This window comes from Nostoc sp. 'Peltigera membranacea cyanobiont' 210A, from assembly GCF_002246015.1.
Taxonomy (GTDB): domain Bacteria; phylum Cyanobacteriota; class Cyanobacteriia; order Cyanobacteriales; family Nostocaceae; genus Nostoc.
The window spans coordinates 129532-153354 of sequence record NZ_NOLJ01000002.1 but is presented as its reverse complement, the minus strand read 5'-3'; the positions used below and the strand labels follow the sequence as shown (position 1 = coordinate 153354).

The 23823-nt window shown below is 40.5% G+C and carries 24 protein-coding genes and 1 pseudogene; 16 read left to right on the top strand and 9 right to left on the bottom strand.

Going from position 1 to position 23823, the window contains the following annotated elements:
* Nucleotides 1–21: 21 nt before the first annotated feature.
* Nucleotides 22–1713 (bottom strand): serine/threonine-protein kinase, encoded by a 1692-nt coding sequence (locus CDG76_RS05595; RefSeq protein ID WP_094348100.1) that lies wholly within the window; start codon nt 1711–1713, stop codon nt 22–24.
* 178 nt (nt 1714–1891) lie between these two features.
* Here CDG76_RS05595 and CDG76_RS05590 point away from each other — a divergent pair, with 178 nt between their 5' ends.
* Nucleotides 1892–3406 carry a phenylacetate--CoA ligase family protein gene (locus CDG76_RS05590; RefSeq protein WP_094348099.1) on the top strand — a complete coding sequence of 505 codons (1515 nt, stop codon included), beginning with the start codon at nt 1892–1894 and terminating at the stop codon, nt 3404–3406.
* 34 nt (nt 3407–3440) lie between these two features.
* Here the strand turns inward: CDG76_RS05590 and CDG76_RS05585 are convergent, their stop codons facing one another.
* Nucleotides 3441–4070 (bottom strand): transposase, encoded by a 630-nt coding sequence (locus tag CDG76_RS05585; protein ID WP_094348098.1) that lies wholly within the window; start codon nt 4068–4070, stop codon nt 3441–3443.
* A gap of 57 nt (nt 4071–4127) precedes the next feature.
* Here CDG76_RS05585 and CDG76_RS38970 point away from each other — a divergent pair, with 57 nt between their 5' ends.
* The 4 genes from CDG76_RS38970 (at nt 4128) to CDG76_RS35840 (ending at nt 4947) form a co-directional block, all read left to right on the top strand.
* The gene (locus tag CDG76_RS38970) at nt 4128–4262 is read left to right on the top strand and encodes a hypothetical protein (RefSeq protein ID WP_262984305.1); all 135 of its coding nucleotides are present in this window, start codon (nt 4128–4130) and stop codon (nt 4260–4262) included.
* Between the two features lie 67 nt (nt 4263–4329).
* A complete protein-coding gene (locus CDG76_RS05580) occupies nt 4330–4608 on the top strand; it encodes a hypothetical protein (protein WP_094348097.1) in 279 nt (92 codons plus the stop codon).
* Nucleotides 4601–4756, top strand: a complete 156-nt coding sequence (locus CDG76_RS05575; RefSeq protein WP_223265139.1) for a type II toxin-antitoxin system RelE family toxin — start codon at nt 4601–4603, stop codon at nt 4754–4756. The genes CDG76_RS05580 and CDG76_RS05575 overlap by 8 nt, the downstream gene beginning before the upstream one ends.
* Nucleotides 4753–4947 carry a hypothetical protein gene (locus CDG76_RS35840; protein WP_143854028.1) on the top strand — a complete coding sequence of 65 codons (195 nt, stop codon included), beginning with the start codon at nt 4753–4755 and terminating at the stop codon, nt 4945–4947. The genes CDG76_RS05575 and CDG76_RS35840 overlap by 4 nt, the downstream gene beginning before the upstream one ends.
* Before the next feature lie 72 nt (nt 4948–5019).
* Here the strand turns inward: CDG76_RS35840 and CDG76_RS05570 are convergent, their stop codons facing one another.
* Entirely contained in the window at nt 5020–8319 is a 3300-nt protein-coding gene (locus CDG76_RS05570) for a HEAT repeat domain-containing protein (RefSeq protein ID WP_094348096.1), read from the bottom strand.
* A gap of 160 nt (nt 8320–8479) precedes the next feature.
* Between CDG76_RS05570 and CDG76_RS05565 the strand changes: the two genes are divergently transcribed.
* Both CDG76_RS05565 and CDG76_RS05560 read left to right on the top strand, forming a co-directional pair.
* Nucleotides 8480–8758, top strand: coding sequence for a hypothetical protein (locus CDG76_RS05565; RefSeq protein WP_094348095.1), 279 nt, complete (start codon nt 8480–8482; stop codon nt 8756–8758).
* 664 nt (nt 8759–9422) lie between these two features.
* Nucleotides 9423–9815: a hypothetical protein gene (locus CDG76_RS05560; RefSeq protein ID WP_094348094.1), complete on the top strand. Its 393-nt coding sequence runs from the start codon at nt 9423–9425 to the stop codon at nt 9813–9815.
* Nucleotides 9816–9868: 53 nt separating this feature from the next.
* On the opposite strand, the gene CDG76_RS05555 is transcribed toward CDG76_RS05560, so the two are convergent.
* On the bottom strand, nt 9869–10456 hold the full coding sequence (locus tag CDG76_RS05555) for a Uma2 family endonuclease (protein ID WP_094348093.1): 588 nt from the start codon (nt 10454–10456) through the stop codon (nt 9869–9871).
* Nucleotides 10457–10609: 153 nt separating this feature from the next.
* Here CDG76_RS05555 and fni point away from each other — a divergent pair, with 153 nt between their 5' ends.
* From fni to CDG76_RS05530, 5 genes are all read left to right on the top strand, one after another.
* A complete protein-coding gene (fni, locus tag CDG76_RS05550) occupies nt 10610–11659 on the top strand; it encodes a type 2 isopentenyl-diphosphate Delta-isomerase (protein ID WP_094348092.1) in 1050 nt (349 codons plus the stop codon).
* A 236-nt stretch (nt 11660–11895) separates the two neighbouring features.
* The gene (sppA, locus tag CDG76_RS05545; RefSeq protein ID WP_094348091.1) at nt 11896–13731 is read left to right on the top strand and encodes a signal peptide peptidase SppA; all 1836 of its coding nucleotides are present in this window, start codon (nt 11896–11898) and stop codon (nt 13729–13731) included.
* Between the two features lie 351 nt (nt 13732–14082).
* Entirely contained in the window at nt 14083–14322 is a 240-nt protein-coding gene (locus tag CDG76_RS05540; RefSeq protein ID WP_094348090.1) for a hypothetical protein, read from the top strand.
* Between the two features lie 183 nt (nt 14323–14505).
* Entirely contained in the window at nt 14506–14715 is a 210-nt protein-coding gene (locus CDG76_RS05535; protein ID WP_094348089.1) for a hypothetical protein, read from the top strand.
* Nucleotides 14716–14840: 125 nt separating this feature from the next.
* A complete protein-coding gene (locus CDG76_RS05530) occupies nt 14841–16982 on the top strand; it encodes an ArsR family transcriptional regulator (RefSeq protein WP_094348088.1) in 2142 nt (713 codons plus the stop codon).
* A gap of 29 nt (nt 16983–17011) precedes the next feature.
* On the opposite strand, the gene CDG76_RS05525 is transcribed toward CDG76_RS05530, so the two are convergent.
* A complete protein-coding gene (locus CDG76_RS05525; RefSeq protein ID WP_143854027.1) occupies nt 17012–17239 on the bottom strand; it encodes a hypothetical protein in 228 nt (75 codons plus the stop codon).
* Nucleotides 17240–17560: 321 nt separating this feature from the next.
* Between CDG76_RS05525 and CDG76_RS05520 the strand changes: the two genes are divergently transcribed.
* Together CDG76_RS05520 and CDG76_RS05515 are read left to right on the top strand one after the other, a co-directional pair.
* On the top strand, nt 17561–19159 hold the full coding sequence (locus CDG76_RS05520) for an Hsp70 family protein (RefSeq protein ID WP_094348086.1): 1599 nt from the start codon (nt 17561–17563) through the stop codon (nt 19157–19159).
* 5 nt (nt 19160–19164) lie between these two features.
* Nucleotides 19165–19470: a type II toxin-antitoxin system HigB family toxin gene (locus CDG76_RS05515; RefSeq protein WP_094348085.1), complete on the top strand. Its 306-nt coding sequence runs from the start codon at nt 19165–19167 to the stop codon at nt 19468–19470.
* Between the two features lie 139 nt (nt 19471–19609).
* Here the strand turns inward: CDG76_RS05515 and CDG76_RS05510 are convergent.
* From CDG76_RS05510 to CDG76_RS05495, 4 genes and pseudogenes are all read right to left on the bottom strand, one after another.
* A pseudogene (locus tag CDG76_RS05510) lies at nt 19610–19828 on the bottom strand (Uma2 family endonuclease); the annotation flags it as partial.
* A gap of 124 nt (nt 19829–19952) precedes the next feature.
* Entirely contained in the window at nt 19953–20486 is a 534-nt protein-coding gene (locus CDG76_RS05505; RefSeq protein WP_094348084.1) for a L,D-transpeptidase, read from the bottom strand.
* A gap of 448 nt (nt 20487–20934) precedes the next feature.
* Nucleotides 20935–21450: a L,D-transpeptidase gene (locus CDG76_RS05500; RefSeq protein ID WP_094348083.1), complete on the bottom strand. Its 516-nt coding sequence runs from the start codon at nt 21448–21450 to the stop codon at nt 20935–20937.
* 113 nt (nt 21451–21563) lie between these two features.
* Entirely contained in the window at nt 21564–22196 is a 633-nt protein-coding gene (locus tag CDG76_RS05495; RefSeq protein WP_094348082.1) for a bifunctional 4-hydroxy-2-oxoglutarate aldolase/2-dehydro-3-deoxy-phosphogluconate aldolase, read from the bottom strand.
* Between the two features lie 230 nt (nt 22197–22426).
* Here CDG76_RS05495 and CDG76_RS05490 point away from each other — a divergent pair, with 230 nt between their 5' ends.
* Together CDG76_RS05490 and CDG76_RS05485 are read left to right on the top strand one after the other, a co-directional pair.
* Nucleotides 22427–22696, top strand: a complete 270-nt coding sequence (locus CDG76_RS05490; RefSeq protein ID WP_094348081.1) for a hypothetical protein — start codon at nt 22427–22429, stop codon at nt 22694–22696.
* 563 nt (nt 22697–23259) lie between these two features.
* Nucleotides 23260–23532: a GlsB/YeaQ/YmgE family stress response membrane protein gene (locus CDG76_RS05485; protein ID WP_094348080.1), complete on the top strand. Its 273-nt coding sequence runs from the start codon at nt 23260–23262 to the stop codon at nt 23530–23532.
* The last annotated feature ends 291 nt before the right edge of the window (nt 23533–23823 follow it).

Genomic DNA, 23823 nt, shown 5'->3' with positions numbered 1-23823 from the left:
AATCCCCAGTCCCCAGTCGCCTTATTTGCCAGATTGTACTTTACTGACTTGATCGGCTGCGATCGCATACCAAATTTGACCAAAAGTCTGTTGATTGAGTTTCCTACGCTGCTGATCGGGAAACAACCGATCGAATCTTTCATTTGTGTCTTTGGTCAACTGATCGATTGTATAGTTCCCAAACTGCCCCGATCGCGCTTGTTGTCTCCATGTATCGTAATCTTTTTGACTATAGTTCCCTAATTTCCGACGAGCTGCTGTACTGAGGTCAGCTTGTTCTAGTTTATCCAATAAATTATCGGCGATATCAGACCATTCATCTCGTAAACCAGCATCTTCAGGCTTAGATGTCAGGCTACGTCCCTTTAATTCTGGCTTTTTTGTATAAAATAAATCATCTACTGTGCGAATAAAAAATCCTTCAGTAATTTCTAACTCTTGACGACGACTGATAATTTTCTGGAAGTCGCTATTTTTTCCTTTGTCGCCGGCTGGTTTACCAGTTGGAAACTGTGGGATTTGCGGTAATGAAGGTAATGAAATTGATGGGATGGTGATTGAAGTGACGGCCCGAATGGCTGCATTTCCCGCCGCTATAGTTAATCCAACTAAAGCCGTTCCCCCTAAACTCATCACAAAAGGGCGAATCCAAACAGGGAAAGTTCTCGGTTTAGCAATTGCTTGCGTTTGCCTCTGGAATCTACTCATAACAGCACTGGCGCGTTGTCTTCCCGGAGCAACGACCATCGTCTTGATCTTGGTGGTAATATAATTGCCTGGAGATTTAGTTGCAGTTGGTGATGGTAAATCTCTGAGGATTTGCTCGGCTCGTTCGTAGCGATCGCTCGGTCTATAAGCCAGCATCTTTTTTAATACCGCTTCTAATTTGGGACTAACTTGGATTTCCTTGCCCCATCCCCAAATTCCCTGATAGCTATCGTATAATTTCTGCGGTTCTTTACCTGTGAGTAACACTAATGTTGTTACCGCCAAAGAGTATAAATCACTACTAAAAAATGCCTTACCCTGCCGTAGCTGTTCTTCTGGAGCGTAGCCCTTTTTACCCAGCAAAGTGTTATTTCCAACCAACTTGGTGCGCCAAAAACCTTGAGAAGCTGGCAATTGCTTGACACCACCAAAATCAATCAGCACTGGCAAATTATCAGAACGCCGCCAAATTAGATTATCGGGAGAAATATCACGGTGAATTACATCTCGTGAGTGGATGTATGATAAGACAGGTAAAATCTGTTGCAGGAGCGTGATTACTTCCTCTTCACTAAAGGTTTTTCCTTGACTTTCACGCTGTTCTAATAACTGGTAGTAATTATCACCATCCACATAATCTTGCACTAAAAAGAAAAAATCTTTAGTGCCTATCTTCACTTGTAGCGAGGCGTGAAAACGCGGAATCTGTGGATGCTGGAGTTTTTTTAGAACATTCGCTTCTCTGTCAAATAACTCTTTAGCTTTTTGTAAATCTTGATGTTCTTGTACTTGGGGTGCAAATTCCTTCAGCACACAGGTTTGATGGGATTTATTTATATCTTCCGCCAAATAGGTGCGTCCAAAGCCACCTTGTCCTAGATGACGGATAATTTGATAGCGATTATCCACAACCTGTCCCACAGCAAGAGGTAATGGTTCACCACAATGGGTGCAAAAGCGGTTACTACCATTATTTGTGTGTTGTTTACTGCAATAGAGCTGCATGGTGCTGAAGGATAAATTAAGGTTTTATTGAATGACTACAACGCGCATACCCTCATTTTCGGATATTCTACGAATTATGAATTACGTTAGCGCAGCGTTAGCGACGCAGGAGCGTCATTACGAATTACGAATTATTTTAAACGGGTTGGTTCTACTTCAGGATAAATAAGCAAGCGTCATGAACGGCAAATCAAGACAGCAGCAAGTAATTAAAGCATTTGAAGATTTTTTATCTACCCCTCTAGAAACCATATTGCAAAGGCATCTCAACACTCAAACTTCGGCAGCTTTGAGTTTATTTCACGATGTGGCGGCTAATGTACCAGCCTACAAGGCGTTTTTAGCAGAAAGGGAAATTAATCCCGCGACTATTCAAACCTTAGAGGAGTTTCAAAAACTACCAGCGATCGCTAAACAAAATTATATACTGCGTTATCCCTTAGCTGACTTGTGCCGTAACGGACAACTCCAAGAGTGCGACATGATAGCTGCTTCATCAGGTTCTAGTGGTAAACCGACATTTTGGCCTCGTTTTTTCACAGATGAACTCCAAATCGCCACACGCTTTGAACAGATTTTTCACGATAGTTTCTATACAGATAGCAGACGTACCCTAGCAGTGATTTGTTTCACTTTAGGCACTTGGGTAGGTGGAATGTTTACTACTAATTGCTGTCGTTATCTTGCTAGCAAAGGTTATCTCATCACTGTAATTACTCCTGGTAACAACAAAGAAGAAATATTGCGAGTTGTCCAGGAATTAGGTTCAGCATTTGAGCAAGTGGTGTTATTGGGATACCCGCCATTTTTAAAAGATGTCATTGATACTGGTATCGCTCGTGGTGTGGAGTGGCAGCAATATCAGATTAAATTAGTGATGGCGGGAGAAGTATTTAGTGAAGAATGGCGGAGTTTAGTTGGCGAAAGAGTTGGTTCACGAAATCCTTGTTATGATTTTGCATCACTTTACGGTACTGCGGATGCGGGAGTTTTGGGTAATGAAACACCGTTAAGTATCTGTATCCGTCGCTTTTTGGCAGAAAATCCCGATGCAGCTAAAACTTTATTTGGGGAATCGCGTTTACCCACACTAGTACAATACGATCCTTTCACTCGCTTTTTTGAAGTTCAAGATGGCGGATTGTTGTTTTCGGGAGATAACGGTATTCCCTTAGTGCGTTATGACATCTTGGATACTGGCGGGATAATTAGTTATGATGCGATGTCGCAATTTTTAGCGGAATGGGGATTTAACCCGCTTGAAAATCTCCGTTCTGATACTCAAGAATCACCAAGAGGTATTCATCAGCTACCTTTTGTTTATGTCTTCGGTCGTTCTAATTTTACAGTTTCTTACTTTGGTGCAAATATCTATCCCGAAAATGTAACGGTGGGATTAGAACAACCAGGAATTCAAGAATGGGTGACGGGTAAATTCGTGTTGCAGGTGAAGGAAGATGGTGATAAAAACCGATTTTTATCTGTAGTTGTGGAATTAGCAGTAGGGGTAGAGGGTAGTGAAGATCAAAGACTTGCGATCGCATCTTCTATTCTTTCACAACTGCTACGTCTAAATAGCGAGTTTGCTAATTATGTTCCGGTAGAATATCAAACACCACAAGTTACATTAGCACCAATGGGTGATTTTGAATATTTCCCGATTGGTGTGAAACATCGTTATACGCGTCAATAGATGAATCAAATACAAGACGCGATGAATCGCGTCTCTACAAGGGGGGATGGGGTGGTTGTTCACAATCGCGTTCCCAATTGATTGGGTTATTGATAATATATTGTCTAATTTGATCGAGGGCAAATTGATCGCGAATTATGTTGTCATGAAACCTTTCTTGCCATCCAAAACCTTCATATATTTGATTAATTTCAAATGTACATCGTCCTTTGTACCACCTAATAATTTTAGAAAGGGAATTGTTAGACAACATCGGATTAAATAACCCAGTAACCCCACCCCGTTGATCGTCCCCCCTTGTAGAGACGCGATTCATCGCGTCTTCTTCGCGTGTTCGTGGATTCATCGCGTCTTCTCGTATTTGATTAATAACCAAAATCCCATGAATATGATTAGGCATGACGTAAAACGAATCTATCTGGCAATTAGAAAAATGATTAGGAATCTCGTACCACAATTTCTGAGCAATTTCTCCAATTAGCGATCGCTGCATTTCACCCTGCACAACCTCACCAAAAAAGCATTTTTTACCGTCGGTGCAAATAGTAATGAAATATCCAGCATTACTGGCATAACTCCATGCCGGCAAACGGGTTGAATCAATTCGATATTTACCTTTGTATTTAGGTTTGTTATTTTCTGGTTGAGGATCGGAATGATTCATGATTACATCTTTGATTGATACAAAAATTTATGCAATTATTGCTTTGCATTGATGTAATTGCCAACCCAAAAAACTCGGAATTATTTGCGCTATGTAAATGATGGGAAGGAAGAAGACGCGATGAATCAGGAAGAAGACGCGATGAATCGCGTCTCTACAAGGGGCGATCGCGTCTGCCACAGTTTCCCCTAAGATAACCAAAGCACTTGAAAGATTTGATGCATAATAAAAACTAAACCTTGAAATTATGAAGTAGGCAATGAATACTACCGATAATTCTCCGATGGATGATGGGTCATCAGCAGATTTGATTTCTGTCGCAGAGTTACAGCAACGGCTTAATGACTTACTCCAGCAATTATCTTCAGAGCGATTACAGGTGCTGACTGATTTTGCTGCTTATTTGGCAAATGCTGAAAGCGAAGCTGCAACCCAAGAACTTTTGGCAATTCCTGGATTGTTAGAGCGAGTTAAGCAAAATCAAGTAACGCCTAAAGCCCAATACACCGCATGGAGAACTCTTCGCTCTAATGTATGAAGTTATTCTTCATCCCGATGTCCAGGAAGTTTATGTCAATGCTGACAAAGCTTTTGCTAAGAAAATTGCCCGATGTTTGCAGCAGCTAGAACAAACTCCTCGATCGCACCCCAACATTAAAGCCCTGAAGGATCGCTCATCGCAGTGAGGTATATAAACCGTAAAGGCGATCGCTTAATCAATTCATCATGGCGATCGCAAAAACGATGCCTGCGGCGGGCTACGCCTACGCATTGCCATTCTGTTTACAATGTCTGTTTTACTAGGTGCGATCGCATTCCCTGGATTGGGGAAATATCAGACGCGATAGATTTACGAGACGCTTACGAGATGCGATGAATCTCGCTTTTATAAGGAATTGCTGCTTCCATATTTTGCTTGTGTTTTGGCTGGAGGAAGTATTTTTTTTTCCTACTCTCCATCTTTCACTTTCTCTTGTTGATGCCAAGCTTGATAAAAAGCGGGGTAGGGCATACTTTGGGCGCACTTCCAGATAATTTCGTAGCAAATATCAAATCGCTTAAAGTCATTTTCGTAAGTTTCAGGTGATAAGTAATCCTTCAATACGGTGACAACACTCGGCATCTGTTCCCCTAACATAATTTTCTCTAAGCTATTTTCCCTTTCCCATCGGCTATCATTATCCAGTTGCCGTTTGCTGATTAACTCCACCAAAGCAGCGATCGCTTTTTGGTTGCCAGGGTCAATTTTCCCTAAGTTTTCTACCGCTCGCCTTCGGGTAGAATCATCCACTTGTGGATTGCCGATTAACTCCACCAAAGCATCAATCGCTTTTTCGTTGCCAGAGCCAATTTTCCCTAAGCTTTCTGCCGCTTGACTTCGGGTAGAATCATCCACTTGTGGATTGCCGATTAACTCCACCAAAGCATCAATCGCTTTTTCGTTGCCAGAGCCAATTTTCCCTAAGCTTTCTGCCGCTTGCCTTCGGGTAGAATCATCCACTTGTGGATTGCCGATTAACTCCACCAAAGCATCAATTGCTTCTTCGTTGCCAGGGTCAATTTGCCCTAAGCTTTCTGCCGCTTGCCTTCGGATTTCATCATCCACTTGTGGATTGCCGATTAACTCCACCAAAGCATCAATCGCTTTTTCGTTGCCAGGGTCAATTTGCCCTAAGATAAATGCTGCTTGCATTCGGGTCGAATCATCCACTTGTGGATTGCCGATTAACTCCACCAAAGCATCAATCGCTTCTTCGTTGCCAGGGTCAATTTGCCCTAAGGCAAATGCCATTAGCCTTCGGGTAATATCATCCATTTGTATGTGGCCTAACTCAAAAATAGCATCAATCCCTTTGCCAGGGTCAATTTCATATAAGCCAAATGTCGCTAGGCTTCGGGTAAAATCATCCACTTGTGGATTGTCGATTAACTCCACCAAAGCATCAATCCCTTTGCCAGGGTCAATTTCCCCTAAGCTTAATGCCGCTAGCATTCGGGTTAATGCCGCTAGCCATCGGGCAGAATCATCCACTTGTGGATTGCCGCTTAACTCCACTAAAGCATCAATCGCTTTTTGATTGCCTGGGTCAATTTTCCCTAAGGTAGATGCCGCTTGCCTTCGGGTAAAATTATCCACTTGTGGATTGCCGATTAACTCCACCAAAGCATCAATTGCCTTTATGGGATTTGTCTGAGGCAATGCTGTCTCTGCTCCCTCTGCGATTGGTGTGAGAAATTCTACCCGCTTGTTTTGTTCAACTTTAAACTCGCCAAAGCTCCATTTAACGATTTCCGCCACAATAGCATCTGCGTTGCAAGAATTTTTCCACTCATCAACTCCCGCAGCAGCCAGAAAATAAGCGCGAAACTCGTAAAATCCCCTTCTGACTTTATCAATAGCTCTGTATTCTCCGCACCCATCATCAAATTCCACCAACGCCTGAATAAACTCTTCCTTCTTCTCTCTCCCCACATCCTCACGTCCCAACCACAGCAAAATCACCTCCTTCCACTGCGGGGCAAAAATGCGATAAACCCCTTGCGTGGGGTTGTCGGGAACATGATTTAGAAACTCGTGCCAATTCTCAACCGCCAACGCTGCAAAATATTCCTCAAATGTGGGATGGTAAAAAGCGTAAACTTTCTCTTTCGGTGATTCCGCAGCCACTCCAACTTCATTTAGCCATCCCAACTTTAACGCTAACGAAAATAAAGAATTTTGCTGTTTTGCATCACCTAATTCCTCACGCACAAACTTATGTCGTAGCCGAAACCGTGACGTTTCTTGATCGATTGCCCGTTTTGCCAAACGTCCCAACGCTGCATTTAATTCCTCTTGCTGCTTTTCGGTGGTAGGGAAGCGGTTTTCTTTCCACTTGTAAACCTCTTCCACAAACTGCTGATAAAGTCCGGCTTTAGTTTCCGGTAAACCTTTATCGGAACCTTGCCAAGTGCTACACAACAGCGCTAACCGCAAAGGATTTTTAACTAAATCTTGGATGCGCTGACGTTCAGCTTTATCTAATTCCTGCCATAATTTTTCCCCTTTGTCTGCATCCTTGTTGTCAAACCAACGTCCAATAAATTTTTGCACTTGTCGCGGATATTCAAAGTTGAGTAACCGATACGTCTTGAAATCGAACTTATCTAAAGCGCCCGCGTTTGCTTCCCAAACATTCACCCGACAAGTCAGCACAACCCGCGCATTTTTCACCCATCCCGTCAACTGCTGGGAAATCTCAGTTAATGGTTGGAGTGAAGACATTTCATCTGCTGCATCCAATAACAACCACACACGATTATTATTGAATAAATCTGCAAAAGCATTTTCCTGTTCTTCTGTTACACGCACCACTTCTAAAGCATTCTTCAGCCAATCTTGCAACAGATAATTTTCTACACTCTTTCCTTGCAAGTCTGCCAAAGAAATCCAAATTGGTAAACCCAGATTGTTGTTTAATATCCAAAAAGCTATAGTTTGCAACTGAGTAGTTTTTCCCGCACCCGGTTCTCCAATTAAAGCGATGCGGTGTCCTTGAGTTTTACCAACACCATCACGGATAACTTGCTCTAAAAAAGCCTCATGTTCAAATCGCTGCTTCTCTTCATAACTAGGTTCATAAAGCCGCGAACCTTGTTCTGCGGAAATATCCTCGCTGCACTTCTTCGGTTTGTTACGCTCCACCAATGCTAAAGGGACATGAATTGCCTCTAGCTCAAATTTCATCTCATCATCAGCAAACAGCAACTCATTTGTGGTGAGACGCTTGTGCTTTTCCAGCATAGCGCCGCAGATTTCTTGCCAATAAGACTCATCTGATTTCTGGGAATTTGCTTGTAAAGCTTTAGATTTTTCTGGTCTACTAGCTTCCCATGCCTTTTCAAATTGATCCAGGTTCTTTTTCTTATCCTTTGACCACAGTCTTAGCGTGAAGTGCCAACTCTCAATACCCTGAGTTTGGATGCGGTTGTCCTCTAGAATCTTCAAAAAGTCTTTCAGCAGATTCAGCGCTTCTTGAATTTGTGTTTTGCTTAAGTTGCTTGGATATTTATCTTTTTCTGTCAGGTATCCCAAAGCTACCTGGGTTGTCTCGATTATCAGTTTCGGGTTGGCACTATTTTCTGCTTCCCACTTGAACTTAATATCAAACTTACTGTCTTCAAATTCCCAATTGGCAAAATCAAGCAAAGCCTCTAAAAGGCGCTTCACCCGTTTTTTTACTATAAAACCGTAAGTATATTTCGGCATGACAGGCGAAAACAAATTCCAAAAAGTTTGGGGCTACCCCTAATTGAATCTACCACCCCAAACCCATGTATTCCTTATTTTAACGAGATTCTATCCGCCTTGATTGCGTTCACCACCCCAAAGAGATGCTGTATTCAACAACTCATTCAGGTGGTAGGAAATGAAAAACAAGCCTCAAAAAGCAAGTCAAAGAGCGATGTCTACGAAGGTCACTGAGCGCAGCCGAAGTGCGGGCTACGCCTACGCTTTCTTACTAATTTTGCAAACAATGCTAATTGGCGTAAATGCAGAAAACCGCCTTCAGCAAGGAGACTCACCAATCGAGGTTTTAATGTGGATGATTAACCAGTGTATCCCAGTCCTGAAACAAGCCAGCAGTCTCCAAGAAAAACACAAAAAAAGCCTGTTACCCACACATCGCCGTTCTGAAGATCGATAATATCACAAGCCCCTCTTTGCTTGCAGAGAGGGGCTGTGGCTATATTGGTTGATTTATATAGGAATCCGGTTTAATTGCGTGAAAAAATCTAATAACAATTTAATTAATGATTGCAACACATCCTTGGTTTAAGACGCGATGAATCGTGGGATGAAGACGCGATGAATCGCGTCTCTACAAGGTTACGTTCTTTTTTCAAATTGGTATAAATATGGCGTTTCTCGACTGCGTGCAATCCGGTTGGGATCGGGTTTTTTGATAAAAATTATAATAGATGACAAAAACGCTTTGTAGAGACGGCGATTTATCGCGTCTCTCTTGTTCGTCCACAACACAAGCCCATTCGTTCAGAACACAAGCCCATTCGTTCAGAACACAAGCCCATTCGTCCAGAACACAAGCCCATTCGTCCAGAACACAAGCCCATTCGTCCAGAACACGAGCTTATTCGTTCAGAACACAAGCCCATTCGTTCAGAACACAAGCCCATTCGTTCAGAACACAAGCCCATTCGTCCAGAACACGAGCCTATTGTCGTGTAATTACTGAAGGAGCAATCCAATCTTATTACAAAAAATACCTTTTTTTGCAAGCTTTACTGAACCACTATACTGTCCCATTGAGACACTCTAGAAAGATAAAGTTTAGTAAAAAGTCTGCATTGATGCCACGCCAAAAAAGAAACTCTACCGTGCTAGAAAAAACCGAACAGAGAGTAATCGGATTTAAATCGATTAATTCCAGCCTCGACTTTGGTGATTCCATCAGCTTAAACCATTTAACCGAGTTAACCGGGCAACTCCGCAACCAGATTGACGAGTATAATATGATGCTAACTGCCATTGACACAGCAAAGGAACAAATAGAAACCCTTGAAAAGACTATCCGCGAAACCTCAGAGCGCTTAGTTAGTGGTGTGGCGTTGAAGTATGGCAAAGACAGCCGGGAATACGAGATGACAGGCGGAGTACGCAAAAGCGATCGCATTCGTAAAGCCACCATTACTCGGTTAAAATCCACCGCAGACTCAAAAGCGGCTTCTACACAGACGGCGTAATGAGCAACAAATAGGCATCATTCACCGTGAATGATGCCCATGTTATCGCAATTTTATTCTTCAATCAACTCAAAATCCACCCGTTCATAAATATCACGCAAGGTAATTTGAAAATCGATAGAATCTAAGACTAAAACTGCATCTTCACCTTCATATTCCTTAAAAATCCATTGCCCTTCTGCTTGTTTAGTAAATTGTTCCACAGCAAAACTATACTGGTCAATCATAATATATTCTTGAAAACCAGGGATTGAACGATAATATTTAAACTTATCTGTTTTGTCATAATTTTTAGTTGAGTTTGATAAGACTTCAACAATTAACAAAGGATTAGTAATAATTGTTGTACCTGTTCCCTCGTAAATAGGCTTACCTTTGATGACCATAACATCAGGATAAGTATTAATGCGATAACGAGGTATTGATAATTTCACATCCCCTATGTAAATCTCATAATCTTGTCCTTGCACAGTCAGAGGAAACTTGCGACAAAAATTAAGTGCAATTTTGTTGTGGTTAGTTGTTCCCCCAGTCATGGGTATAATTTCTCCATCTCTGTATTCATTTTTATATTCAGCCTTCTCTTCTAATTCCAAATATTCTTCTGGGGTGTAGTAACGCTTTTCTGTTTGTAAAACCATATTAATTAACTCACCAAATGGGGGAATGGTTCTGTTATCAATAGCGTAACGTACCCGAAAGATAGCGAAAATAAATATTTTTGTTATACAAATACAGTTGCAGACAATGTAACAATAGCGATCGCAAGCAAATACTTTTAGCCATACCCACTAGTGAACGCCCCTACCAATATCTCTGCACAAACTCAAAATCGCAAAGCCGATCACATTCGCATCTGCTTAGAAGAAGATGTTCAGTGCGATCAAATCACCAATGGATTGGAACGTTATCGTTTCACCCATTCTTGCTTACCCGAACTCAACCACAACGAAATTGATATCAGTACAACTTTCCTGGGAAAAAACCTTGACGCACCCTTGTTAATTTCTTCCATGACTGGCGGAACAGAACAAGCCGCAATCATTAACCAACGTTTGGCCCAAGTCGCACAACACTACAAAATTGCAATGGGTGTCGGTTCCCAGCGAGTAGCGGTAGAAAAACCCCAAGTGGCTGATACTTTTGCTGTCCGCAAGTATGCGCCCGATGTTCTACTATTTGCCAACTTGGGGGCTGTGCAACTTAATTACAAGTACGGCTTAGATGAATGTTTGCGCGTAGTTGATATTTTAGAAGCTGATGCCTTGATTTTACACATTAACCCTTTACAAGAGTGCATTCAACCCAAAGGTGATACTAATTTTCGGGGTTTGCTTGACAAGATTTCTATATTATGCTCAAAATTACCAGTGCCAGTGATTGCAAAGGAAGTTGGTAACGGCATTTCAGCAGCGATCGCCAACAAACTCATCGCCGCCGGTGTAGCAGCTATTGATGTCGCGGGTGCAGGCGGTACTTCTTGGGCAAAAGTAGAAAGCGAACGGGCGGAAAGTCCCTTACAACGTCGCTTAGGGAGGACGTTTGCCGATTGGGGTTTACCGACGGCAGAGTGCATTACAACTATTAGAGCGATTGCTCCAGATGTGCCCTTAATTGCTTCAGGAGGTTTGCGTCATGGATTGGATGTTGCAACTGCGATCGCCTTGGGAGCAGATATAGCTGGTTTAGCAATGCCTTTCTTGCAAGCAGCAGCAACATCAGAGACAGCAGTTGCAGAACTGGCTGAGGTATTAATCGCTGAAATCACCACAGTCTTATTTTGTACTGGCAATGCCACCTTGTATCAGTTAAAGCACTCTGGCAGTTTACAGCGCATAGAATAGGTAAATAGGTCATTTGTCATTTGTCACTTGTACTGAGCGAAGCCGAAGTATTTGTCATTTGTAAATGCCCAATGCTCCTCAAAAGTGCTTAGTAATGAGTGCTGAGTGCTGAGTGGGAAATCTCACTTTTTTACTCAGAACGAGCTAAACGCCCCGCTACCGCTAACGAAACTGGCTCAATGCCGCACTACCGCTAACGAAACTGTTTTACCCAATAACTAATAACTAAATAACTAATGCGTAATTTTATCAAACAAACTTTTGCTAGTTTAGTTGGCACTTTACTAGGACTAATTATTTTCGGTGGTTTGGGAACCACTGGACTGTTCTTGCTGATATTGGCTGCTAGCTCGTCTAAAGATACTGGGCCAAATGTGAAAGATAAGTCAGTGTTGGTTTTTGACTTGTCAATGAAAATTACTGATGGCGAACCTAGTTCAGGCCAACTGTTTCAAAACACAATATCAGGTGTGGATGAAGATAGAATGGCACTCCGCAAAGTTGTGGAAACTTTGGAAAAGGCACGGCGCGATCCGCGCATTGTCGGGATCTATGTGGATGCAACGAACACAAGCCAAACTGGTAACGTTGGCTATGCCTCTCTGAAAGAAATTCGGAAAGCGCTAGAGGAGTTTCGCGCTGCGGGGAAAAAGATTGTCGCCTATGGCAGTGATTGGAGTGAAAAGGAATATTACGTTAGTTCAGTGGCAGATTCCATTGTCCTTAATCCTCTAGGAATGATGGAAGTCAACGGTTTGAGTTCACAACCAATGTTCTTAGCCGGAGCATTACAGAAATATGGCATTGGCGTTCAAGTCGTGCGAGTAGGGAAATTTAAGGGAGCCGTTGAACCATTTATTCTCAACAAGTTGAGTCCAGAAAACCGCGAACAAACTCAGAAATTGTTGGATGATGTTTGGGGAGAGTGGCGCACTGCTGTCGGCGCAAGTCGGAAAATTGAACCCAATAAATTGCAAGCGATCGCAGATAATCAGTCCCTACTAGAAGCCACACAAGCCAAAACTAGCGGTTTAGTCGATCAAGTACAATACCCCGATGAAGTTGTCGCTGACTTGAAAAAGTTGACAAATAGCGATAAAGAAGACAAAACATTCCGACAAATTAGCCTAAATAGCTACGCACAAGTTTCTGGCAAATCTTTTGGTGTAGAACGTAACTCCAAAAATCAAATTGCCGTTGTTTATGCTGAGGGCGAGATTGTCGATGGTAAAGGAGAAGATGGGCAAGTAGGAGGCGATCGCTTTGCGAAAATCTTCAACAAGCTGCGACAAGATAAAGATGTGAAGGCTGTTGTATTACGAATTAATAGTCCTGGTGGTAGTGCTACCGCAGCCGAAGTCATGCAGCGAGAAGTGAAACTAACTCGTGAGGTAAAACCAGTTGTAGTATCAATGGGTGATGTCGCCGCCTCTGGTGGTTATTGGATTGCTAGCGACTCTAATCGCATTTTTGCAGAACCAAATACCATTACAGGTTCCATAGGGGTATTTGGGATCTTATTCAATGGAGAAAAGCTGGCTAATAATAATGGTATTACTTGGGATTCGGTGAAAACCGCACGCTATGCTGATAGTCAAACAGTTTCGCGTCCGAAATCGCCTCAAGAGTTAGAAATTTATCAGCGCAGTGTTAACCGGATTTATAATATGTTTCTGAATAAAGTTTCTCAAGGTCGGAAACTCCCAGAACAAAAAGTAGCAGAAATTGCTCAAGGAAGGGTTTGGTCGGGTGTGGCGGCCAAAGAAATTGGTTTGGTCGATGAAATTGGCGGTTTGAATACTGCGATCGCTTATGCTGTCAAGGAGGCCAAACTACGAGAAGACTGGGAAGTGCAAGAATATCCTCGCACTAGCAGCTTCGGAGAACGCTTTTTTGGGCGTGCAACAGAAGAAGCGCGAACTGCTTTCGGGATTGAGTCAGCGCAACTAAAACAATCCAATCCCCTCACCGCTGAATTTCAGAAATTACAACAGGAAGTAGAGATTTTGCAAAAGATGAACGATCCGCAAGGGGTATATGCCCGCTTGCCTTTCAACTTGAAGATTGAGTAGATGCTTTTTTTGAGCATCAGTGGTCAAAACTCAATACAGTTCAGATAAACCCAAAACGCAGATTGTAGAGACGCGATAAATCGCGTCTTATTTATCGCGGCGAGGCACATGAGTTTAGCTCATCAGCCATAAACCAGCTGACATTTGCTGCCCAGATGTGTAAAGTAGTTGAGAGTCAACTACAATTTCTAACCTTTGACAGAATTTTAGATTTGGAATTTTACTGAAGCAGCCCGCTTAAATAGTGGCTCAAATATGGAAAAATCTAAAATTTTTGATTTAAATCCAAGTGTATTTACATACTTATCGAATTTAAAGTCTAAAATACAAAATTGAGTAAAACATCCATCTATGGCTAGAAAAACACAACGTCTTTTGCTGCTAATTGTTTCTTGTAGTATCACTGGTGTAATTTTAGGAGGTACTGCTGGTTGGGCAGAAAGTAGTCTCTGCCTAGAAGACAGTAAGGTTACAAGTGAGTGCCTAACTCAAGATCCATTCCAAAAAACTATCCAAGGAATGAGTACTGGATTGTTAGCTGGGGGTGGGGCCGCTTTTGGTGCAGTCTGGCAGTTACGCAATGAAGATTGAGGATCAATTACCACTAACCCGAAACTCCGGGTTAGATTAGGTTTCTGTACTAATTAGCCAGTACCTCCACTTTTACTTTCACCCAGCATTAAAGTCATGTGGGTCAATTATGCTGATTTATGTGGCTTTAGAAGAATACCGATCTATTAATGCACGAGCAAATTTCTGGTGTTGTTCAACTAGATGCTGAGGGTAGATGAACTGAGCATTGCCCATGAAGCGGTACACCCAGCGACAAAACTCCTCCAGCGATCGCTTAGGCAATTTAACAATGTAATCTACGTAAATAGGTTTGCTATGTGTCTTATTAATAAGTCTGGGTTAATCGTCTGGATTGGTGAACGAAATAATCAGCTTTTTCGCCACCTACGCTATCAAATTGACAAAAAATAGCTTTTACCCAAACAGGCGATCATCCCTGCGTCAAACAATCCTGATTAATAGCACCCCACTGATCCCAATAAGTCCTTATAATAAATGTTACAATGCATTCAACCATCTACTTACCAATATAAATTATGTCTTATTCAGAATCAGAGAAAGATAATTTTTTAGAAGCTGTTGCTTCATTAAAGAAGTATCGTAGAGCAGAATTAATTGATGAAAATGGTAATAACTTGTTAAGTAGTTTATATACTGATTTGTTAGCAAATGAACAAATCTTAAAAACCTGCTTGAAAGGAAATACGACATTTATTATTGGTAGGAAGGGGACTGGAAAATCTACAATTTTTTTAAAAATACAACAGGAACTTAGAAAAAAAGATAATAATTTATCATGCTATGTAGATGCTAAAACTATTTTTGAATCTTCAAAATCTGAGTACGTTAATGGACTAGAAGAATTAAAAAACATTATATCTAATGATGTGCTACAAAACTATCTTATAGAGCGAAATTTTATTCAAACTATTCTATCAGAGCTTAGGAAAGAAATTGATAAGAGATCGTATACTTTAATTGATAAAATAAAAGAACTGTTTGGGACAGATAGATCGTCCATTGTCCGCGAGAAACTTCAAAAGTTACAAAATAGTATAGAAAATAATGAGCTTCTAAAATCTATAGAGTTACCTTTGCTGCAACAAATTTCTACTCATAGGAAAAATGCCAATGAAAAAACAAATGAAAGTGCTTTTGGAAAAAATAGTCAGTTAGGAGGAAAACTAGATTTAAAAGAACAAAGTATTAACGCAAGCTATTCTGAAAATAGTAATTCAAAAAACTTACAAAAGAATGCCACTGAGGTTGATAAGCAATTTTCTGATATATTTTTAAAAGTTTTTCAAGTTAAAGATATTATAACCCAAATTAAAGATATATTATCTCTTCTAAATGTTAAAAGTTTAATAATTATTGTTGATGATTTTTCTGAAATTGATGACCAAGCAATGCGAGTATTAATTGATGTTATATTAGCTCCATTAAATAATTGGTCAGACGAGTTTATTAAATTCAAAATAGCTGCATATCCTAATAGAGTATATTATGGAAAAATTGACAAAAGTAAAGTAGATATAGTCGATCTTGATTTTTACAATCTTTATTCAGAATTAGACAGAAATAATATGGAGGAAAGAGCTATAGATTTTACTAGAAGGCTAGTTGAGAAACGCATTAAATATTTTACTGAAAAGCCTGCTGAGTACTTTTTTGACACGAAAAAAGAACCTTTAGAATCATATTATGAACTAATTTTTCAGATATCAATGAATGTCCCAAGAATAATCGGTTATATTCTTTTCTATTGCTGTGAAAGAAATATAGTATTTGATAAACCGATTAATAGAGAATCTCTTGAGGCGGCATCTCAAAAGTATTTTGAAAGAAACATTGAACATTTCTTCGATAATACTACTTACTCCATGATGTCTTTTGACGAAAAAATATCTATTTTACAGTTAAAAGAATTGTTACAGCAATTTGTAGACAGTCTAAGTAATACTAGAAAAAAAATCATTATAGGTGAAATTACAGGAAATCAATATGAAGATGTTAAAACTAATCCCTACACAAGTCATTTTTATTTTAAACCTACATATGAGCATTTTTTAAAAACTTTGGAACTGAACTTTTTTATAAGTAAATATAGTGAAAGGAGTGATAGAAATAGCGAAAAACAATCCATTTACTGCTTAAATTATGGACTCTGTAAAAAAGAAAATTTAAGATGGGGAAAGCCCAAAGGTTCTAATTACAGAACATATTTCATCTCTAAATCATTTGATTTTAATAGTTTAATAGATGATTTTTTAAAGAACTCCAAGCGAATCATCTGTATTAATCCTAAATGCAAGAAAAGTTTTCCATTTGAAGAACTACATTATCTTGAATATAATAAAATGTTGTGTCCAGAGTGCCATAACCCTGTGAACATAATTTCTAACTCTGAGACAATACAATTAGAACTTGAAAAGATTGACAAGAGTAAGCTGTTACCACATATAGAATTGAGTATTTTGTATGAAATTAATAAAACAGAAAAGGATTTAAAGCCTGGAGAAATTGCTGAAGAACTTGATTGCTCTTATCAATTAATTGGAAAAAGAGCAAAGAAACTAAATGAAGAAAAGAAATTAATTTTGAGGATGAGAGTTGAAGGCGGCAAGGTAGTTTATAAACTTACAGACAAGGCAAAGAATGATTACTTTAATACATAAGTTATCACCGTTCGCGTAATAGTATTTGACTATTTGTTACAGAACATTGGATATGGAACGCTAATTAGAGACAATCTCAAAGCTAGAAGGGGTTCAGCCGGCATACGCACTAGTATTATAATTACTTTCACTCTTTTTACGCCTACGATTCGCCCGTACTGACGCACTACACAATCCATGTAGTGAATTCCTTTATAGGATGAGCGTTCTGGTGTAACTAATCCTTTTCCTGCTGGGTGTCCAAGATCATTGTTCATTTCAGCTTCAGACCTTTCAGCATCTACGTGTGAAGTGAGTTTTAAGCACCTCATGCCAATAAGAAAAAGACTGGAACTATGATAAAGCCTGCTGTTGAGTTTATTGCTCCTTTTATACATTTACAGCCAATGATTTCCATGCTTTCTGACAAGCCAATTGTCTAACTGTGCTAACACTTCGCTGCAATAGACTGAATCGATATCTGGGTTGGGATGCAAAGAAGCAAGCCTATGGGCGCATTTGCATTCTTGGTAGCTTATAGAGAATAATCACAAATAAAGCAGCTTTGGCATCTTCGTGCGAGAGAATAAATATAAAATATGGCGATCGCAATCGATTTTGGTACTAGCAACACAGTCATTGCTCGTTGGAACCCCGTAACCCAGCAGCCAGAAACCCTGACTCTACCAGGTTTATCAATTAAACAAAGTCTCAATCCGCCACTGATTCCCAGCTTGGTTTATGTTGAAGACGCAGCCCAAAATAAAGTCTTAGTCGGGCAACAAGTACGCGATCGCGGTTTTGACCTCAAGGGCGAAACGCGATTTTTCCGCAGCTTCAAACGCGGTATTGGTGCAGATATTCAAGGTTTCTTACCCGAACTAGATGGGCAAATTGTTACCTTTGAACAAGTCGGGCAATGGTTCCTCACTCAAGTAATTGAACAACTAGCACCTCTGGAAGGTGGCTTAGATTCTCTCGTGTTAACCGTACCCGTAGACAGTTTTGAAGCTTATCGTCACTGGTTGGGTAAAGTTTGTCAAGCCCTTCCCGTCGAACAAGTGCGAATGCTGGATGAACCTACAGCCGCCGCCTTGGGTTATGGCTTGGCAGATCGAGAAATTCTCTTGGTGATTGACTTTGGTGGCGGTACTTTGGATTTGTCTCTTGTCCAGTTGGATCGAGGTGTCCAAGCAACCACCAAACCGCTAGGATTTATCCTGAAGTGGGGTAATAAGTCCTTGGCTGAAGATTCAAAACAAAAAGTCAAAACTGCCCGTGTCTTGGCGAAAGCTGGGCAAAATCTGGGCGGTACTGATATTGATAACTGGTTAGTAGATTACTTTGCCAAAACTCAAGAGTTGGCGGTAAGTCCCTTGACAACACGATTGGCAGAACGGGTAAAAATTCAGCTATCAACTCAAAACCAAGCTAGTGAAGTTTATTTTGATGATGAGACATTTGAAAGCTATGAACTGGAACTAAACCGTGATACTTTTGATAATATTCTCAAAGAACACGCATTTTTTGAGTTACTCGATGAATCAATGACGACACTGTTGCAGCAAGCAAAACGGCAAGGGATAGAACTTCCAGATATTAATGCAGTTTTGTTAGTTGGTGGGACAGTGCAATTGCCAGCAGTGCAGACATGGATCAAACAGTATTTTGAACCAGAAAAAATCCGTTGCGAACGTCCCTTTGAAGCGATCGCTCAAGGTGCATTACAGTTAGCACAAGGGATACAAATCAAAGACTTTCTTTACCATAGTTATGGTATCCGCTACTGGGATCGCCGCAATCAGCGCCACAAATGGCATTCTTTAATTAAAGCTGGACAGGCATATCCAATGAGTCAGCCAGTGGAATTAGTCTTAGGCGCTTCTGTAGAAAATCAGCCCAGCATTGAACTAATTATGGGAGAATTGGGAGCAGATACAGGTAGTACTGAAGTTTATTTTGATGGCGATCGCTTAATTACTCGCCGTATGGACAATAGTGAAACCAGCGTCAAACCCCTCAACGATCGAGAAGGTGCGAAGACAATTGCCCAACTGACACCAACCGGATATCCTGGAAGCGATCGTATCAAAATCCTCTTTCAAGTTGATGAACAACGCTTTTTGCGAATCACCGTTGAAGACTTGTTAACTAATGACACACTTTTGGAGAATCAACTTGTGGCACAGTTGAGTTAGATATAATGCACATCATTAGTCGGAAAAAGCTGCGCGAATTTTGCCAAAATTATGCTGATTCCTGTGATGCACTTAAAAACTGGTACAAGGCTGCCAATAAAGCTACATGGAATAATCTTGCCCAAGTGCAAGCAGTTTATCCTCAAACAGAAGCTGTTGGAAATTCGACTGTTTTTAATATCAAAGGCAACAAATACCGTCTGATATCATGTCCGCTTGATTGCTTATTAAAACCGAAGAACCCCACCCCGCCAAAGCTACGCTTTGTCTCCCCTCCCCGCAAGCGGGGAGGGGTTGGGGGTGGGGTGTAATGACTGTGGTTAACATAACTAATTATGCGGACATGATATGATATTGATTTGGTTTATAGTGACCAAATAATTTATCTTAAATACATTTTGACCCACGCAGAATACGATAAGGATAAATGGAAAAATGACCCTTACTTCCACCAAAAGTACACCGCAATTCGGGAAACCCATAGGCAATCTTCTTATTCTCTGTGACTTCATTGATAACAGCACAGAGCTTGCCTTGTAAGCGGCTGTGTCTCCCTTTTGGCATTGGCTTTTGAATAATCTCTCCGTTAATATATTCACTCGCAGGCTTTGTTTCTGGGAGCTTCAGAAACTCTTCCAATGTGAGAGGTTGAGTAATTATGACGCTCATAGCTCCTGAATCCCTTAAAGATTGTTTTTAGTCTAGCAAGATGTATAGACAGGTGCTTAACTCCATGAACGCACCCGTCTATACATCAAAGGAAGAATTGCAACTCTTAATTACGAATTAGCAATTATTTTCGCACAACTACTAATGTTCCCGTTGAAGCCCAGTTGTAAAGATTACGAGCTTGCTTAACAGGTAAATTTACGCAACCGTGACTGACTGGAGTCCCAAAACGATTATGCCAATAAGCCCCGTGAATGGCATACCCTCTGTAGAAATACATTGTGTAAGGAACGTCAGGAATGTTGTAGCCTCTGCCTCGCATTCTGTTAATACGATACTTAGAATTAATCCGAAATCTACCTATGGGTGTAGGAGTCGCTCGCTTACCTCCAGAAATGCGATATGAATGAACAAGTTTATTACCTTCCCATGCACGTAAACGTTGCTCTGACAAATCAATTTCAATCCAGCGAGGTTGGCTAATATTATTAGATACAGTAATGCTGTTTTCATCGACTGATGTGGCTGTTGCTGTAGTCGAGTTGGGTGTACCTGTTAACGGCGATGACCAAGAGAATAAAGTCACCACCATCAGCGCCACGCCTGTACAAAAAGTTCCTGAAGAACGAATTCCACCACTGCGAATCCAGGATTGCATTATGCCTCACCTTCTAAACTACGCAAAAATCATCAAGTGAAGTAATTTTCTGGAAAACTACAAATTTCCAGAAAATTACTTGCTTTCTGTGCAGGATTTACGCAGTTCATCTTTTATTTGTCACTTGTCATTTATTCTTGGTTAAATGATGACTAATGACCAATGACTAATTACAAAGGACAACCTTTACAAAAATCTGTCATTTAAATGCTTAAATACAAACTTTCCCCAAATTTATGTTTGCATTTGTAATTTCATGGAGGAATTGTCAGGATTCCCGCTTATTTTTTGGACAAATCGTTAAATGCCCTTTTCTAAATTTTATTTCAAATTCAGTAATTCCGACTCCGAAGATTCCCAGCATAAAATATTGCTGGGAATCACTTAATTGTCTTGATTTGTTGTTATTTATAATTTTACCTAAATTACCTTTTGGCTACTTCACCTACTATTTATGAATGACTATTGGTGTCCCTACCGATGCCCACTCGAATAGCCATTTTGCATGTTTAGGTGCGATATTCACACAGCCGTGGCTCACTGGAGTGCCAAATCTCTTATGCCAGTAAGCTCCGTGAATAGCGTAATTACCTTGGTAAAACATCGCATAAGGAACGTTGGGAACATTGTAGTTTTCTCCCTGCATCCGCGTAGTTTTAAACTTGGATTGAACCTTAAAAGTACCAACAAGAGTAGGAGTGGCTTTTTTGCCAGAGGAAATAGCACTTCCATAAACAACTTTGTCACCTTGCCAAGCTATTAATCTTTGCTTGGAAAGATCAATTTGAATCCAGCGCTGATTTGATTGTTGTAATGTCTGGATTTTTTGTGCAATTACTTGAGTTTTGGAATTCGCCCAAACTTCACTGGTTCCAGTAGTAGTAAAAACACTTAGGGACAGTACCGTACCAGTGAGGATTATTTGTAAGCGACGCACCCAGTCAGGAGAAATTTGTCTTTTCATTTTAGATACACTCACACTCAAATCATGGGGTCTTGAGAAACTTATCAGGTTTCACCTTTATTTCCATATCTATTACTTTAATAGACGTGAATGTTTGATGATTTGATTCTAAGTTAACCTAACTGTTGCATTAGGTTTTTTGCCTGAGTTGCGATCGCTGACCAATTTCCCTCTATGACAAGCTTTTGGGGAAATAATTCCCCGCTCAAACCGACAGCGATCGCTCCAGCTTGCAAAAATTCTTTGGCATTTTCGAGAGTCACGCCGCCAGTAGGAATTAAGGGAATCTTACCCAGCGGCCCTTGCAAACTTTTGATATAGTTAGTCCCTCCCACTGCCTGCACGGGAAACACTTTTACACAACTAGCGCCCTGATTCCAAGCGGTAACAATTTCTGTAGGAGTCATAGCTCCTGGTATAATAGGCACATTTTTTTCTTGTGCTGCTTGAATCATTGCCGAATCAACGTGGGGTGTGAAAAGGAATTGCGCCCCAGATGCGATCGCTTCTTCTAGCTGCTGCACATTGAATAGCGTACCAGTGCCAATGATACAGGCTGGTAATTCCGAACGTAGTTGACTGATTAATTCCCCAGCGCGATCGCTATTCCAGGTAATCTCAATTAGCTGCATTCCCCCAGATGCTACAGCCATTGCCATTTGCTGTCCCACTTCGATTTGGGGGGCGCGGATGACTGCGATCGCTCGATGTTTTTGCAACTGTGATAACCAAATTTGATTAGGCATTTTAACTGGGAATTGGGGACTGGGAGTAGGGACTCGGACTAGAGAATAGTTTTCAATCTAGTAAATACCTAATTTTTAATACTAATGCCCAATCCCCGATTCATAATCCCCTTAAAACTTGCTTCTTGCATCAAGCTATGAGATATTAAATACAAATAACACTAAATCTATCGTATTGCCGTAGTTTAAGATTAAATACCTTGGCATTTGGGTTTAAAGGAGTAATTAAAATGACAATTGCACGACAAAACACAGCAGCATCCTTAGCAATCACCATTCACGATTCCGAAAGCGTCGATATAGCTAGCTTATGGAAGCTTGTGCGACTAGGTGCAAATGGATTTTGGTGGCGCACCAAGTCATATACAACGATTCTGGGCGTCATGCTGCTGACTTTAGTAAGTCTGATTTTCCTAAGTATGCATTGGTCTTACCGCAGACTGTTCCCCTTGATCGGCCATCGAGTCATTGGCAGCGATCGTGCAGCAATTAAAAATTAAAAACTAGACATGAACTTGTAAAGGGATAAGCGATCGTCTCAATTATCTGATTTTGCTTCCTTTACATTACCTTAGAGACAGTCTCTAAAAACTCAGCTTAATTCTTCTAGTAGAGGAGAGAGCTAATTAAAAATGCATATACTGCAATTACCAAGCAATAGTTTGTATAAGCCCCTAGTTAAAGACCTACTAGGAGCTTTTTTTTAATTGACTATCTAGCTCAAATGGGTCATATAGCAGTTGTCAGACAGCTTAGGATATTGGCAAATCGCAAGAGAGCAACTTTCATAGCTATCCATAGCGGACTTGTCCTAAGCTGGATGTTAGCCGCAATATATTATCAAAAAGCTTATAGCGGTTCCCGATCTGGTGAGGTACGTTTTCAACGCTACTAACCTTGCTCACAAAGATTTGGGTGTACCTCAGTTGCTTAGGAAACGCTATAGTAGCAATTAAACTATTCCTAATGGATATTCATAATTAATTCTGATGGTAGATTAAGTTAGAAATGAAGATAGTTAATATGTACTTGTAAGTCAAAAATGTTTACCAACTTAACGACAATGAATATTCTTGCTTGGATTGTTTTAGGTCTAATTGCTGGTGCGATCGCAAAAGCTATCTACCCTGGTCATCAAGGTGGCGGAATTCTAGGAACAATTGTGTTAGGAATCATCGGTGCTTTTGTTGGCGGTAGTTTAGGTGTATTTTTCAGTACGGGAACTTTATCTCTAGCAGCTCCTAGTCTCAGCATTCCAGGTATTGCAGTAGCAGTTCTTGGTGCGATTGTCGCAGTTTTCCTGTGGAATTTATTAACCAACCGCAGTGCTGTATAAAAAATTGCGGTAAATCAATGACAAAGATTTAGCAAATTCATTTAACTATTTTTAACTGTGAATTAAATTAAAAAAATAGCGCCACCATAATGACAGGTAGGCGTTATTTTTTTGATTGTTTATGCAATGAAACTATCAAAATTAGCCTTAGTAGGGCGTGTTAGGGCTTGGAGGGTGTTTAAAATAAGAAAATCTACCGAATTTAGCACAGGTATTGCTAAAAATTATATAAGAAGATTAGCGATCGCTAAGTGTAGATTTTTCCATTGTCCTTGATAAATGCTTATTTTC